This is a genomic window from Candidatus Atribacteria bacterium (assembly GCA_011056645.1).
In the GTDB taxonomy this organism is placed as follows: Bacteria; Atribacterota; Phoenicimicrobiia; order Phoenicimicrobiales; family Phoenicimicrobiaceae; genus Sediminicultor; species Sediminicultor quartus.
In genome coordinates, this window is record DSEL01000122.1 from 1 (window position 1) to 13,789 (window position 13,789).

17 protein-coding genes and 1 pseudogene are annotated in these 13,789 nt (G+C 34.4%); all 18 read right to left on the minus strand.

What is annotated here, in order from left to right:
* Window positions 1–380, minus strand: a 380-nt coding sequence (locus tag ENO17_04970) for a TRAP transporter small permease subunit (protein HER24383.1), incomplete at its 3' end; no start/stop codon positions are given.
* Between the two features lie 149 nt (window positions 381–529).
* Window positions 530–1,591, minus strand: coding sequence for a TRAP transporter substrate-binding protein (locus ENO17_04975; GenBank protein HER24384.1), 1,062 nt, complete (start codon window positions 1,589–1,591; stop codon window positions 530–532).
* A 280-nt stretch (window positions 1,592–1,871) separates the two neighbouring features.
* On the minus strand, window positions 1,872–3,146 hold the full coding sequence (locus ENO17_04980; protein HER24385.1) for a serine dehydratase subunit alpha family protein: 1,275 nt from the start codon (window positions 3,144–3,146) through the stop codon (window positions 1,872–1,874).
* A 39-nt stretch (window positions 3,147–3,185) separates the two neighbouring features.
* A complete protein-coding gene (locus ENO17_04985) occupies window positions 3,186–3,572 on the minus strand; it encodes a RidA family protein (GenBank protein ID HER24386.1) in 387 nt (128 codons plus the stop codon).
* 56 nt (window positions 3,573–3,628) lie between these two features.
* A complete protein-coding gene (locus ENO17_04990) occupies window positions 3,629–4,336 on the minus strand; it encodes a transcriptional regulator (GenBank protein ID HER24387.1) in 708 nt (235 codons plus the stop codon).
* Window positions 4,337–4,491: 155 nt separating this feature from the next.
* Window positions 4,492–5,253: an NAD-dependent deacylase gene (locus tag ENO17_04995; protein ID HER24388.1), complete on the minus strand. Its 762-nt coding sequence runs from the start codon at window positions 5,251–5,253 to the stop codon at window positions 4,492–4,494.
* Window positions 5,254–5,294: 41 nt separating this feature from the next.
* Window positions 5,295–5,624 (minus strand): tRNA-binding protein, encoded by a 330-nt coding sequence (locus ENO17_05000; protein ID HER24389.1) that lies wholly within the window; start codon window positions 5,622–5,624, stop codon window positions 5,295–5,297.
* A 109-nt stretch (window positions 5,625–5,733) separates the two neighbouring features.
* Complete coding sequence (locus ENO17_05005; protein HER24390.1) at window positions 5,734–6,750, minus strand: hypothetical protein; 1,017 nt, start codon at window positions 6,748–6,750, stop codon at window positions 5,734–5,736.
* A gap of 36 nt (window positions 6,751–6,786) precedes the next feature.
* A complete protein-coding gene (locus ENO17_05010) occupies window positions 6,787–7,266 on the minus strand; it encodes a DUF1573 domain-containing protein (GenBank protein HER24391.1) in 480 nt (159 codons plus the stop codon).
* Window positions 7,267–7,307: 41 nt separating this feature from the next.
* A complete protein-coding gene (locus ENO17_05015) occupies window positions 7,308–8,003 on the minus strand; it encodes an ABC transporter ATP-binding protein (protein ID HER24392.1) in 696 nt (231 codons plus the stop codon).
* Window positions 7,993–8,694: an ABC transporter ATP-binding protein gene (locus ENO17_05020; GenBank protein HER24393.1), complete on the minus strand. Its 702-nt coding sequence runs from the start codon at window positions 8,692–8,694 to the stop codon at window positions 7,993–7,995. The genes ENO17_05015 and ENO17_05020 overlap by 11 nt, the downstream gene beginning before the upstream one ends.
* Window positions 8,694–9,878 (minus strand): FtsX-like permease family protein, encoded by a 1,185-nt coding sequence (locus ENO17_05025; protein HER24394.1) that lies wholly within the window; start codon window positions 9,876–9,878, stop codon window positions 8,694–8,696. Before ENO17_05025 ends, ENO17_05020 begins: the two co-directional genes overlap by 1 nt.
* Window positions 9,878–10,270: a hypothetical protein gene (locus ENO17_05030; GenBank protein ID HER24395.1), complete on the minus strand. Its 393-nt coding sequence runs from the start codon at window positions 10,268–10,270 to the stop codon at window positions 9,878–9,880. The genes ENO17_05025 and ENO17_05030 overlap by 1 nt, the downstream gene beginning before the upstream one ends.
* A gap of 241 nt (window positions 10,271–10,511) precedes the next feature.
* Entirely contained in the window at window positions 10,512–10,694 is a 183-nt protein-coding gene (locus ENO17_05035; GenBank protein HER24396.1) for a YHS domain-containing protein, read from the minus strand.
* A 50-nt stretch (window positions 10,695–10,744) separates the two neighbouring features.
* Window positions 10,745–11,654 (minus strand): annotated as a pseudogene (gene cysK / locus ENO17_05040) (cysteine synthase A).
* 70 nt (window positions 11,655–11,724) lie between these two features.
* A complete protein-coding gene (locus tag ENO17_05045; protein HER24397.1) occupies window positions 11,725–12,042 on the minus strand; it encodes an SHOCT domain-containing protein in 318 nt (105 codons plus the stop codon).
* A gap of 53 nt (window positions 12,043–12,095) precedes the next feature.
* A complete protein-coding gene (locus ENO17_05050; protein HER24398.1) occupies window positions 12,096–12,512 on the minus strand; it encodes an Rrf2 family transcriptional regulator in 417 nt (138 codons plus the stop codon).
* A gap of 97 nt (window positions 12,513–12,609) precedes the next feature.
* Window positions 12,610–13,683 carry a redox-regulated ATPase YchF gene (gene ychF / locus ENO17_05055; protein ID HER24399.1) on the minus strand — a complete coding sequence of 358 codons (1,074 nt, stop codon included), beginning with the start codon at window positions 13,681–13,683 and terminating at the stop codon, window positions 12,610–12,612.
* Between the last annotated feature and the right edge of the window lie 106 nt (window positions 13,684–13,789).

Genomic DNA, 13,789 nt, shown 5'->3' on the forward strand with positions numbered 1-13,789 from the left:
GGTATTTTAAGTGAAACTGTTTTCATGGTAGTAATTAGGCTCATTTTAATCCCAAAATAAACTCCTAACAATGAAATTAACAAACAAACCGACCAAATAATTATTATTAAATAACTTCGAACTTTACCTTTAAATTTGTCTATTATAATATTAACACTATAATGACTTTCATCTCTTGCTGCCTTGCTGGCACCCCAATAAACTAATAACATAAATAAATATATTGAGATTTCTTCATACCAGCCCATAGAATATTTAAAAAAATACCTATTAAAAACAGCAAAAATACTTACTATTAATAACAGCAGGGGGGCTATAGTAAGCATTCTATCTTCAATCCATGTAAAATAATTTACTACTTTTTCTAGTATTTTTAGCAATTTATTTCTCCTTGTTCTATGTTATTTGTCAATTAAGTTAAATTAGATATAAATTGTTTGTTTAATTTACAAGAGGCAAAATTTGCTTTTGCCTCTTGTAAATTATAGGATAAAATTATTTATCATTATTTTGTTTTAACTATTATTCTTTATTTATTTTCTTCCAACCAATCAGCTATAACTTTATCTCCTTCTGCCAATGTTTTCAAAATATCCATATCTATTGTTTTGCCATATTTATCCAATAATTTTGGTAATACCGTCTTTCTTAATTCTAACTTTTCTTCAGGTGTAATCATTACTATTGCTTTTGCACCATTTTTAACTTCACCATTTAAAGAATAGTCAGCTGATCCTAAAGACCATATACTTGATACATTCATTGCTCCAACAGCAGCTTGTCTTATAACGTTTTGATATGCCTTAGGGAGCGAATCCCACGATTTCTTGCTCATTGCTATACCTACGACAGATGAATAGTGATCAGAGCCAAAATAGTAAGGTGCTGGTTCAATAAACTTCATCATGGTGTAAGCTGCCGGAGAATTTTCTGCAGCATCCACAGTTTTCAATTGTAAGGCGGTAAAACATTCTGAATAAGGCAATGGTGTAGCAATTGCTCCCATAAAGTTAAAGGCATCTACCTGTATAGGGCTAGCCATGGTTCTGATTTTTATTCCTTTAAGATCTTTAATTGAATTTATAGGTTTATTAGAAAAAATATCCCTTCTTCCCATTGGTGCCATACTTAATACTATTATTCCGCTCTCTTCACTTGCTTTTTCTAATAATTTTTTAACCAATGGAGTATGTTCTGTAGTTGATGCAAAAGTAAACAACATTGCATCAACCAAATTTTTAAACATAAAAGGAATATCAAAAACATAAAGGGCGTCTGTATACAAACCAAGATTTGCAGACATAGTTACTACTATATCTAAAGTTCCTAATTGGAGTGATTGCAAACCTGCCTCTTCACCTGTACCCCATTCACCTGCTGGGAACATTTTGATATCAATATCCCCATCACTAAGATATTTAACACCTGATTCAAAAGTTTGTAATATTAATCCCGTCTCTCCCCAGATGGCTTCATCTGCTATTGCATTGAATTTATATTTTGCCTCACAATATCCAGAAGACACAATCAACAAAAGCATTGCTATTAATATCAAAAACAAACTAATTTTATTTTCATTTAACTTTAACATTCTTTCCCCTTTCTTTTTTAGTTTTTATCTAAATTCTTAATCTACACTCTTAATCTAAATTTTGCCTCCTCTTTTTTAAAATAATTCTTGATGCTTTTTATTTTCAGCTTTGCCCCCCCTCATTTTTTATCTTGTAAAATCATTAGATAATATCAGCGGATGTTATACTCTGGAACATGTCACCAGCTGTTTATTCATCCAAGGATAAATTTGCGGTATTTTATTTTTTTTGATTAAACGAATATTAATAATTATTATTTTTAAATTATTCTATGTTTTTTTATATAATTTTTAGTATAGCTTTGTCCGTAGATGCCATTCCGGGGTCACATATATAACCTAAATTTTTAAATAATTTTTTAAAATCAGCTTCTACTATTCCATCATTCTTATTAATTATTGCACCTTTTAGAGAAAGTAATGCTGATTGTACTGCCCATCCAGAAGATAGAGCCAATTTATAAGCACATCCCTCCTTAGCCCCATCACAGATGAGGCCAGAAATAGAACCAACCATGTTATAGAGTGCACCAAGGATTTGCTCTTTATTACCTCCTAAGAGATAGACCACGCCCGCACTAGTTCCTATTCCTGCCGCTACTGCACAACCGCACATGGCAGACAAAGTACCAGTATAAGATTTAATAAAGAAGGTAATCAGATGAGTCAATGCCAAGGATCCAATCAATTTTTCTGATGAAATTTTTTGTTTTTCTGCGACCGCATAATTGGTCAAGAAAGTAGTAATACCATGATTTCCACTCCCTGCCGTACTCATTACCGGAAGTCTGCTGCCAGACATTCTGGCTTCTGAGGCAGCGGCACATAATATTTGAGCTCGAGTAATCATATTATCAGTCAATAATCCTTCATGAATCAAATTAGTAAGCGCGAAAGCGACACCTGATTTTATTTTCAATCCTTCCTGTGCTATTTTCAAGTTCATCATTACACCATCTTCTAAAAATAATAATTCCTCTTGTGGTGTTTTAGTTATGAATTGCAGGAAATCATCCAACGTATATTCCTGGATAAAATTATTTGAGAAATTAAAACCTTGCCTTTTTCTTCTAAAGGGTTTAAACTGATTATGTTTATCAAGTTTTTCTATTTTTACAACATTAAGATGGTTATCTAAAACGATGACTCTGATTTTATCCTGATCAGTGACCAGATTAGCCTCAATATATAGACCCTTTAAATTTCTGTTCAAAACTATAGTTATCTTATTCTCTTTGATTAATTGCTTCGCTTTCTTTATATCTTCATCTGTTAATCCTTCGATAACTCGAAATCCTTTTTCAGTCTTTCCGGCAAGAAAACCAAAAGCGGCGGCGGCAATTAAACCTTTTTCTTTTGTACCTGGTATGGCTGCAATTAGGCCATTCTTGTAGATTTTTGAATCAACTTGAACTTTTATATATTCTAAATTACCTAAAGTCTGCTCTTTAGCTTTTGCTACTGCATAGGCAACTGCAATAGGTTCGGTGCATCCTGTAGCCGGGGCAATTCCTCTTTTTAATAAGGTAAGTAAATCCTCTTGACTTTTTTCCATTACGTTCCTCCAGTTAAACTCTAAAACACTACCTGATCATCACTCATTGCAATACGCAATAGCTTCAATTTCTATTTGTGCATCTTTGGGAAGGCGTGAAATTTCTATACAACTTCTAGTAGGAAATTGACTGGCAAAGTATTGACCATAAATCTCATTAACCCGAGAAAAATGATTCATATCCTTGAGGAAGATAGTTACCTTTACGATATTTTTTAAATTAATCGAATAAGGTTTTAAAGCTACTTTTAGATTTTCTATTGATCTTCTGGTTTGAGATTCAATATCACTTTCTACTATTTCTCCTGTAATGGGGTCAATGGGCAGTTGTCCTGAAGTAAACACTAAATTTCCAATTTTCAAAGCAGGAGAATAGGGTCCAATTGCTTTAGGTCCATCATGATTGATTAATATTTCTTTTTCCATTTAATAATTACTCCTCTTTCTATTTTTGCTTTGCTCAAAAGGCAATAATTATAATATTATAATTTGTTATCACTATACTGTTTTTCTAATTTATTATTTTTCTTTTTTGCTTTTAATTCCTCAAGATAATTATAAACAGTATAACGAGAAACATTTAAGCTATGAGCCAATTGATCAATGGCTCCTTTGATCATAAAACCGCCTTTTTCATCGACCATTTCTACTACTCTCAAATTATCTTCCTTCTGCATTAACGATATGGGCTTGTTTATTTCTTCAATTGCTTTATTAATGATATTTTCAAGAATTTCATCTACATCTTTAACAAAGGTTTCTTCTTCTTTTTGCTCACTTAAATCTACTATAGTACAGAATTCATTTATTGTTTTCTCAAACATTAAGTGACCTGTCATATCATAATTGATACATAAACATCCCACAATTTTGCTGTCTTTATCTTTTATAAATAGAGTGGAAGATTTTAAGATCCTCCCATCTTTTGTTTTCGTTTTATAGTTAACCATTTTATCTTCCTTGATATCGCCAAAGCCACCTTTTCGCCATGCGCTTAAAGCAAAGTCAGTAATAGGATCGCCGACTTTTCTTCCTGTTACATGGCCGTTTTCAATGGCAATAATCGAATGTTGAGGATTACTAAAATCATGAATCAATACCTCACATCTACTTCCAAACATTTCAGCGATAATCTCAGTCAATGAAATATATTTTTTTAATTCAAGGTTAATTTTTATATCAGAAGCCATATAATTTCCTTTAGATATTATATCATACTATCTACTTAAAATATTTTAATGCTTACTAAATTATTTTATATATTATTATAATAAAACCTTTTTTAGAAAAAGTCAAATTTTTCAATTTCTTTATAAGAAAGGGGCAGTTCTATATTTAATTTAAACTACTTTCGTCTCAAGACTTCTACCACCGCCGGTAAAAAATCGCAGACATCTTCCTGAACAGCTACCTGAGCCAAATAGTCCAAGCGGGTAGACATAAAATTAATTACGACTACCTTGCCTCCTCTTTCCAGACAATATTGAGGCAACGTATTCACCGGACTAACCTGGAGTGATGAACCGACAGTTAGCATTAAATCTGCTTGCATAGATTGATGGATAGCGCTTTCCAAATTAGGGAGCATCTCTCCAAATAGGACTACATTTGGTTTAAACACTCCACCACATTCACAATAAGGGACTTTCTCTTCAGATATTTCTATCTTATCCATTAATATCTCTGAAGAAATCATCTTTCCACATTTTTGGCAAACAGCTTCTCTTAAATTCCCGTGCACTTCAATAACCTTCTTTGAACCTGCTCTCTGGTGAAGGTTATCGATATTTTGAGTTATGAGGTATTTAACATAACCCATCTCTTCCAACTGGGCAATCGCCTGGTGTGCAAGATTGGGAAAAACTCGGGATAACATCTCAATACGAGGTCGATAAAAATGGTAAAAACGCTGTGGGTTTTCCTTAAATGCGGCTATAGAGGTAACTTTAAAAGGGTCTACGTTCTCCCAGATACCTTTTCCGGGGGTCCTAAAATCTGCTATTCCCGATCCGGTGCTAACTCCCGCCCCGGTTAACACCACTGCATATTTAGATTCTTTAATTAACTCTGCTACCAGATTCACTTTTATATTATCAATGATATTCATTGTGGAAAATACCTTGAAACTTTGAAGTTTTTCGAATTACTCTACCCTATTTTATAGCCTAAGGGGGCTTCTCGATCAGGCTGAAGCAGGATAACTTCTCCTTCCTCTTTCATAACTCCTAAAATTAATACTTCTGATTTAAATCCGGCTATTCTTTTGGGGGGGAAATTAACTACCGCTACAATCTGCCGGTTAAGTAAATCTTCTTTAGAATATAATTTAGTAATCTGGGCTGAAGAGACCTTTATGCCTAACTCTCCAAAATCAATCTTTACTTTATAAGAAGGATTCCTAGCCCCTTCAAAATCTTTTACTTCGATTATCTTTCCCACCCGTATATCTATTTTTTGAAAATCTTCTAATGTTGCCATTATTTTTATGCCTGCCCTTCTATTAATATAATTGATAATTATCTATAAATAGCTTTTTAAAAATAATTCCTATAGATATTATTCTATTTTATGAATTTACGGATATTACTTAGATTATAGAATATAGATAACCAAAAAGTAAAGAGAGAATGCTAATAAGAACCAAATAGATAGCCAGTGTTTTATTACCAAAGATCTTTCTCAGCACCAGAATAGCTCCCCAGCTGGTAACCGGTCCGGCTATGAGTAACACCATACCGGCTCCTACATTCATGCCCTGGGAAATAAAGGCATGAACTAAGGGTACGCTAGCAGTAGAACAGATATACATGGCCAACCCAAAGATTAAACTGAATAAATAACCAAGTCCACCGTCAAAATGCTTCCCCACAAACTTCCCCAAGGGATTAATGGTGGACACAGCTGCCGCCAAGGTTAAACCCAAAAGTATTTCTGGACCAATTTCCCGGAGCATATCTGAAAAAATATATCTGGCTACCGATATTAATCTATTCTTTATCCAGATCCAGTCTTTAGAATTATCATTCTTAACGTATTTTCCCGGATCTTCCTCAAAATTTGAAGAATCTTCTTTATATTCCGATTTCAATACATTACAATTGTCTATATTCCTTTCACAGGTTGAGTCTGTGGTAAAATTATCTTTTTCGCCAGATAGAGGATCTTTTCCACTTTCTAACTTTTTAATTTTAATGGTATTACCGACAATACCCATGATTAATCCCATCAAAACAACTGAGAAGAATAAGAAAATAGTAAATTTTATTCCAAGAAAACGATAACTTACTAAAAGGGCGGTTATTGAGGTAGCAGGCGTAGCCACCAAAAACGCTAAAACAGGACCAAGCTTAGCACCTTTCTGATGAAGGTTAACTGCGATCGGAAGGGAACCTATACAGCAGACAGGGAGAATTGTACCAATAAGGGTAGAATAGAGAATAGGTTTTATTCCTTTATTTCCAAAATGTCTTTCCACCAATTTCGTCGGAACAAATTCATGGATCAAGCCACTTAAAAGAAATTCTATAACCAAAAAAGGTAATACTTCAATAAGATACTCTTTAAATTCTACAAGAAATCCGAATAATATATTCATTTTAATCATGGAAAAATATCTTTCACCATTTTAATACAAGTTGATTTATTTCTCTAAATATAGCCCTATAAGTTTTTCTGTCTCTACAAATAAATTAACTCTTTTATCTGCTGCCCGAGGATCATTAGAATAAATGTGGACATGTTTTTCATCTTTTCCCACATAATCAGTGGTATCATAAGATACTTTAAGTTCAGCTGATTCTCCCGGTTTAATGAGATTAGCAGAAATTGAAGCTTCTATACAGGGGCAAGATCCTTTTAAACTATCAATAATTAAATCTCCTTCTCCCTCATTTTTTACCGTAAAAATGTGGCTGGGTTTTTCGCCTTGTATCACTTTTCCAAAATCCCATTCCTCTTCTACAACTGTAATTCTTGGTTGAGGTCCGGAAATATTCTGGGTAATAGAATTATTTTGGGGAGCATTAGAAGAATCATTTTGGATATTACTAAATACCAAAATACCCCCCAATACTATAATTACTCCTATCAAAAAAAATATTACTATATTTTTACCTTTCATAGATTTTCTCCTTTCTTACTCTTTTTTTGTGCAGACCTATATCAATAATATAGATCAGATTTTTCTTTGGGAATGATCTTCCCATCCTGGAGATGGATTATCTTTTGGGCAGCTTGAGCCAATTCTAAATCATGGGTCGCAATAAATACGGCTAAGCCTTTTTGGCTTAATCTTTTAAAAAGTTCTAAAATTTGAAACCCAACTTTTGTCTCTAATTTACCCATAGGTTCATCGGCAATAAGCATCTTGGGATTATTTACCAATGCCCGGGCAATACCTGTCCTCTGTTTATCTCCACCGGATAAATATTTTACCTGAATCTCTTTTTTATCTTCAAGATTTACTTCTTTTAGTAAATCTAATATGTTTTTCTCGTCAATGTTTTTCTTAGCAAAAATTAAAGGTAATTCTACGTTTTCTCTAACCGTTAAGGTGGGAATTAAATAAAATCGCTGAAAGACAAACCCAATATTTTCTCTTCTGATCCTTATTAAATCATTTTCCTCAAGAGAAGTAACATCGGTGTTACCAATTTTTAAACTCCCTGCAGTCATTTTATCAAGACAACTAATCAGGTTCATTAAAGTGGTTTTTCCTGATCCGGAACAGCCAACAATTGATACAATCTCACTCTCTTTAATTTTTAATTCTACTCCGTCAAGAGCTTTCACAATTTCTGACCCCCGGTGATAATATTTTTTTAAATTCACTGCTTCCAAAATTATTTTATCTGCCACCTTTTTGCCCCAGCCTTTCATCTTTTTCTATTTTCCCATCCTGCAAGTGAACAACTCTGTCTGCTGAAAAACCTAATTTTACATTGTGAGTAGCAACTACAATAGTTACACCTTCTTTTCTGTTAAGATCTCGAAATAGATTAAAAAGTTCCTGTGCATTCCTGCTATCTAAGTTACCTGTTGGTTCATCGGCAAGTAGAATCTCAGGATTATTAGCTAGGGCTCTAGCCACTGCCACTCTCTGTAATTCTCCTCCACTCAACTCATTGGGATAATGGGTTAGACGATGTCCTAATCCTACTCTTTTTAAAAGATTTTTCGGTCTCTCAGTATCCGAATAATTTTTAGCAAAGATTAAAGGTAGCTGTACATTTTCTAACGCATTTAATGATGAAAGCAAGAAAAAATCCTCAAATACAAACCCAATTTTCTCAACTCGAACGCGGCTAAGTTTTTCTTCATTTAATTTTATTGGGTCGTACCCTAAAATATCTAATCTACCTGAAGTAGGCTTATCTAAACATCCAATTAAATTCAGGAAAGTAGTCTTTCCTGCTCCCGATGGTCCCATGAAACTTACAAATTCACTTTTTTTTATTTCTATATCTATTTCCTTCAAGGCTACTGTTCTTTGAGATGTAGAAGAATATTCCTTCTTTAAATGATCTGCTTTTATGACCCACTCTCTCATTACTCTCCACTCCTTATTACCTCTATGGGTCTCATAGAAGCCGCTTTAAATGCCGGGTATACCCCTGAAATTATGCCCACTATGATTACTCCCAAGAAAGAAAAAAGCAAAAGCTCCGGAGTAATTAAGAGTAATTTACCACCCGGTGTATAAGGCATTACCTTTCTCACCAAAATTTCCACCAAATTTCCACCAAAAATCGCGATCACTGAACCAAAGATGCCACCTAGAGTACAAACAATAAGTGTTTCCATCCAAATGAGTTGAAAAATATCTAACCTTGAGGCTCCTATGGCCTTCATAATGCCTATTTCTTGTGTTCGTTCAAAGACGCTCATTAATATGGTATTAATAACCCCAATAATCGCCACAAATATAGCGATAAAGGCAACAGACATAATCAAAATTTTAGCTGAATTTACTAGATTTAGGATGGTCCCTTTTACCTGGCTCATGCTTATTACCTGAATGCTGGCGATCGGGTATAGCCTATCTTCAAATTCCGAAATCTTCTCAATTTGTTTCAATTTAATTCCTATACCAGTCAATTTGCCTTCTATATCAAAGATTCTTTGAGTTGTTTTTAGGGGCAAAAATACCGTTCCGTCTTCCTGGGAACCTGTTCTGTTAAAAACTCCGACTATGGTAAGTGTAATATCTTTTCCGGGAATGGATATTTTATCACCAATTGATTTTTTTTCAGATTCTGCAGCGTCATATCCTAAAATTGCTTCATTGGCATCATTTGCCGAAAACCATTCTCCTTTTATAATTTCCACATTTGGTTTAAGCGGCATATAGCTCTCTTCAATTCCAAGATAGTTAGTAAATCCTCCTTTACCCTCCATTTTTTCCGGGTCATAAGCCAACTGAGCAAGAAGAGGTGTAATTTTATCAATATCAGGGTCACTGGTTATTTGTTTATAGATATCCTCATCTATGAATTTAAGCCCCGCTTCTCCGTTAAGTATCATGGTTGCCGCCTCGTAGGGACATCCTTTGGCAGTAACCACCACCTGATATCCCATCTTATCGACATCAGAGGTTAAAGCCTTTTGATATCCGGCGTTAAAACCTAAAAGACAGACTAAAACTGCTACAGCTACCGCTACTCCGCCAATGGTTAAAAAAGAGCGGGATTTCCTCCGTTTCAAATTTTTATAAGCTAAAACAAGGAATTTCATTAAAATTCAACTCCTTTTCCTACAATGCTTATTCTTCCATTTTTATTTTCCGGCACGCCTTCCACTACTACTTTCTTCCCCACCTTGGGAGGAATACTGAGACCTGAAGGATTGATGTCTACATAAATTGTACCGGTCTTATCCTCTAAAAAGAACCAACATCCTGAGGAACATTCTCGGACAATTTCTCCCTCCAGTCTGACTGTTTGGTTTAGGAATTCGTTCGGATTGGTATAAATATCTTTTACGCTGACCGCTTTGTTTTCGGTAATCTTAACACCATACCTCTCACGGTTATCCCCATTAACGCTACTGCAACCTGAAATAATCAAGACCGTTAATATGACAATTAACAAAACTCCCACCAATTTAATATTCCTTGTTTTTTTCATCTTTTCTCCTTTTACCGTAAAAATAATCATAATCCCACTATTAATTTATCAGTTAAATCTTACCCATGCTTCGGTAAAATATTTCGGATATTACTACTTATTCTATTCTATAAGTAGTAATTAAGTTAAAATGAAACCTCACTGCTTTATCCATCTACAATTTATTGTTGATTAGAGGCTTTACTCGGTATGTATTTTATTTCCCCAAAATAAATAGTTTTTTATTCCTTCTAATCTAAATTTAACAACAACCGCGACGTTTGGGATGATCGCTCTCTACTTTCTTACAGTATTTTTCTGGATTATTATCAAATGCCGTTTTACAACCTGAAGCACAAAAATAATAAGTTTTGTCTTGATGTTTACTTTTAAATTTTGCCTTTTTTTCATCTACTTCCATCTTGCATACCGGATCAATAGCCATATTTTTCACCTCCTTTTGTTTATTCGCTCTTTTTTCTTTTGAACCATGCTTTAGGGGGGACATTTACCACAGGTAGAACGGAATAAGGTTGTGCTTAAATATCTATCTCCCCGATCAGGTAAAATGACCACAATTATTCCTGAATCCAACTTTTCGGCTATACCTAAGGCTCCTGCTACTGCAGCACCACTAGACATACCAGCAAAAATACCTTCTTTGGTGGCAAGCAATCGTGTTACCTCATAAGCTGGTTCATCCTCAACAGTAATCTTCTCATCTAATTCCTCGGAATGGTAAATTTTGGGAATCATTGACTCCTGCATATTCTTTAGTCCCTGAATTTTGTGCCCCATAATTGGTTCAATTCCTACAACTTTAATCTCTGGTTTTTTTCCCTTAAGATATTTACCTGTACCCATTAGAGTTCCTCCGGTTCCTATACCGGCTACAAAAATATCTATTTCTCCATTGGTTTGTCTAAATATTTCCGGTCCAGTGGTCTCGTAATGAGCAAGAACATTATTCTCATTTTCAAATTGATTGGGCAATATAATACTTGTCCGGCTCTTCGGCAATGAGCTGATGAGCTTTTCTGATGGCACCATCAGTCCCTTCCTTAGCTGGAGTAAGCACTGCTTCAGCACCATATGCTTCAATAATACTGCGTCTTTCCAGGCTAACGCATTCGGGCATACAAAGTTTCACTTTATAACATTTGGCTGCTCCTATCATTGCCAGTGCAATCCCGGTATTCCCCGAGGTAGGTTCAAGGATCATTTTTCCTCTTGTAAGCTTACCGGACTCCTCGGCTTTTTTGATCATATAGTAAGCAGGACGATCTTTAATTGACCCACCGGGATTATTTCCTTCAAGCTTTCCAAAAATTCTTACTTTCAAATTTCCATTGAGATGATTTAACTCCACAAGCGGTGTATTGCCGATAGCTGACAAAAGATTCATATTTCTCTCCTAACTAATTTTTAATTTATTAATTTCTTATAAATATTTTATGTCCAGCGCTAGAGATTGATTATCTTTTCAAAGCCTTTTTCATTTTTTCAAATTCTTCTTCGCTAATTTCGCCCTTGGCGAATCGTTCTTTAATAATATCTAAAGAATTATTACTAAATCCCTCATCGGTGTATCTATTTGATTTTGTATTAGTAATAATAAAATAAATGATCAATCCAATAATAATGGCAAATATAAACATCATAAACATTCCTCCTCCGTGTCCAAAATTCATCATTTGATTCCAACTCCATGCAAATCCACAACTTTCTATATCAGCAAATGCAATAAGCGGGAATAAAGATAATATGACAAAAAACATCAATAAAACTCTCATAAATTTCACTCCTTTTGTACCTTTCACAGACCTGTAAAATCTAATAGTAATAGTTAGTCAATTTCCTTTTGCGAGTTCATTAAATCCTTTAAAGTAACAGAGCTAAGTTCATCGGAAATTTTTTCATCTAATTTTTCCCAGATACCTCGAGTGGCACATTTGGAAGCCCTGTTGCAAACAGAGGGATTTTTTACGCACTCCACACAACTTATCCCTCCTTCCAGAGTTTTTATAATCTCGTTGAGAGTTATTTGAGAAGGAGATTTGGCTAATCTGTATCCTCCGTGGGCTCCTCGAGAAGAGTTCACCAATCCGCTTGCCCTAAGGGGTATTACCAGATGACTTAAATATTTTTCGGAAATCTCTTCCTTTTTAGCAATATCCTTTAAAAAAAGAGTGCCTTTATCAAAATTTAAGGCTAATTCTAACATCAATCTTGTACCATACCTTGCTCTGGTAGAAAGTCTCATAAAAATCACCTCGCTTAATTACTACTATAACTATTACTTTGGTAGTAATTATAATTTAAAAAAATATTTTTGTCAAGTATTAAGTTAAAAACTTGCTTTAAACGTTAAATCGGAAATTGATAATATCCCCGTCTTCGATGAAGGCATCTTTCCCTTCAATTCTTAACAATCCTTTTTCTTTTACGGCATGCATGGAACCAAGGGCAACCAAATCCCGATATGTCGCGATTTCAGCTCGAATAAAACCCCTTTCTATATCGGAATGTACTTTTCCCGCAGCTTTTTTTGCTATGGTACCTGTTCTGATAGTCCAGGCTTTAACTTCATCTTCGCCCACAGTGAAAAAAGATATTAATCCCAAATGTTTGTAACATACACCTGATAATCTTTCAATTCCTGATTCTTTTAATCCTAAATCATCCAAAAATAGCTGTCTTTCCTCCGGTTCTAACTCACTTATTTCCATCTCTAATTTGCCACAGATATTTAAACTAGCCATATTCCCGTCCTGGATAGTTTTATCTATTTTCTCTTTTTGGGAATATAATTTCGTCTTGAATTGTTCTTCGCTAAGATTCAAGGCAATAATAATTGGTTTTAAGGTATAAAAACTGAAACCGCTTATCTTTTTAATTTCGTCCTCAGAGAATTCAAGGTTAGAAAGAAATTGATCATTACTGAGCCCTTGGTTACATTTTTCTAAAATCTCCATTTCTGCTAATTCATCGTGAGTCAATTTTTTCTTTGATTTTTTCAACCGATCTAGTCTATTTTCTACTACTTCTAAATCCCTCAGTAAAAGTTCATATTTTAAATTCTCTATCTGAACAATCGGGTCTTTCTCACCGACAATCATCGGGTCTTCAAATAATCTGATTACAAAAAGCAAAGCCTCAGCATCCTGGATAAGATTAAATATCTCCACTTTCTCTTTGGCGGGTAATTCCGGTGAAATACCACCGATATCCACAAATTCAATAGCAGCATAAGTGGTCTTCTTGGGGTGGTACATGGTACTTAAACAATCTATTCTTTGATCATAAACAGGTGCTATCCCTATATTTTTAGTTCCCTTTGTGGAATAAGAAGAGGTTTCTTTATGTTGGCCGGTTAATAGATTAAATAAGGTCGTTTTGCCCACCAATGGCATCCCTACAATTCCAATTTTCATTTTTTGTTCTCCTTATCTTTAGATAGTTGCCCCTAGTCATCTGGTTATTTAGTTTTAAGATAAATATCATAGCTTTAGTTATTATCTTTATCGCAAAGTTCGGTAA

Excerpts from the sequence above, each read along its gene's own strand:
- ENO17_04975 (HER24384.1), bottom strand. The coding sequence starts at position 1,591 with ATGTTAAAGTTAAATGAAAATAAAATTAGTTTGTTTTTGATATTAATA.
- ENO17_04980 (HER24385.1), bottom strand. The coding sequence starts at position 3,146 with ATGGAAAAAAGTCAAGAGGATTTACTTACCTTATTAAAAAGAGGAATT.
- ENO17_04985 (HER24386.1), bottom strand. The coding sequence starts at position 3,572 with ATGGAAAAAGAAATATTAATCAATCATGATGGACCTAAAGCAATTGGA.
- ENO17_04990 (HER24387.1), bottom strand. The coding sequence starts at position 4,336 with ATGGCTTCTGATATAAAAATTAACCTTGAATTAAAAAAATATATTTCA.
- ENO17_04995 (HER24388.1), bottom strand. The coding sequence starts at position 5,253 with ATGAATATCATTGATAATATAAAAGTGAATCTGGTAGCAGAGTTAATT.
- ENO17_05000 (HER24389.1), bottom strand. The coding sequence starts at position 5,624 with ATGGCAACATTAGAAGATTTTCAAAAAATAGATATACGGGTGGGAAAG.
- ENO17_05005 (HER24390.1), bottom strand. The coding sequence starts at position 6,750 with ATGATTAAAATGAATATATTATTCGGATTTCTTGTAGAATTTAAAGAG.
- ENO17_05010 (HER24391.1), bottom strand. The coding sequence starts at position 7,266 with ATGAAAGGTAAAAATATAGTAATATTTTTTTTGATAGGAGTAATTATA.
- ENO17_05020 (HER24393.1), bottom strand. The coding sequence starts at position 8,694 with ATGAGAGAGTGGGTCATAAAAGCAGATCATTTAAAGAAGGAATATTCT.
- ENO17_05025 (HER24394.1), bottom strand. The coding sequence starts at position 9,878 with ATGAAATTCCTTGTTTTAGCTTATAAAAATTTGAAACGGAGGAAATCC.
- ENO17_05030 (HER24395.1), bottom strand. The coding sequence starts at position 10,270 with ATGAAAAAAACAAGGAATATTAAATTGGTGGGAGTTTTGTTAATTGTC.
- ENO17_05035 (HER24396.1), bottom strand. The coding sequence starts at position 10,694 with ATGGCTATTGATCCGGTATGCAAGATGGAAGTAGATGAAAAAAAGGCA.
- ENO17_05045 (HER24397.1), bottom strand. The coding sequence starts at position 12,042 with ATGAGAGTTTTATTGATGTTTTTTGTCATATTATCTTTATTCCCGCTT.
- ENO17_05050 (HER24398.1), bottom strand. The coding sequence starts at position 12,512 with ATGAGACTTTCTACCAGAGCAAGGTATGGTACAAGATTGATGTTAGAA.
- ychF (HER24399.1), bottom strand. The coding sequence starts at position 13,683 with ATGAAAATTGGAATTGTAGGGATGCCATTGGTGGGCAAAACGACCTTA.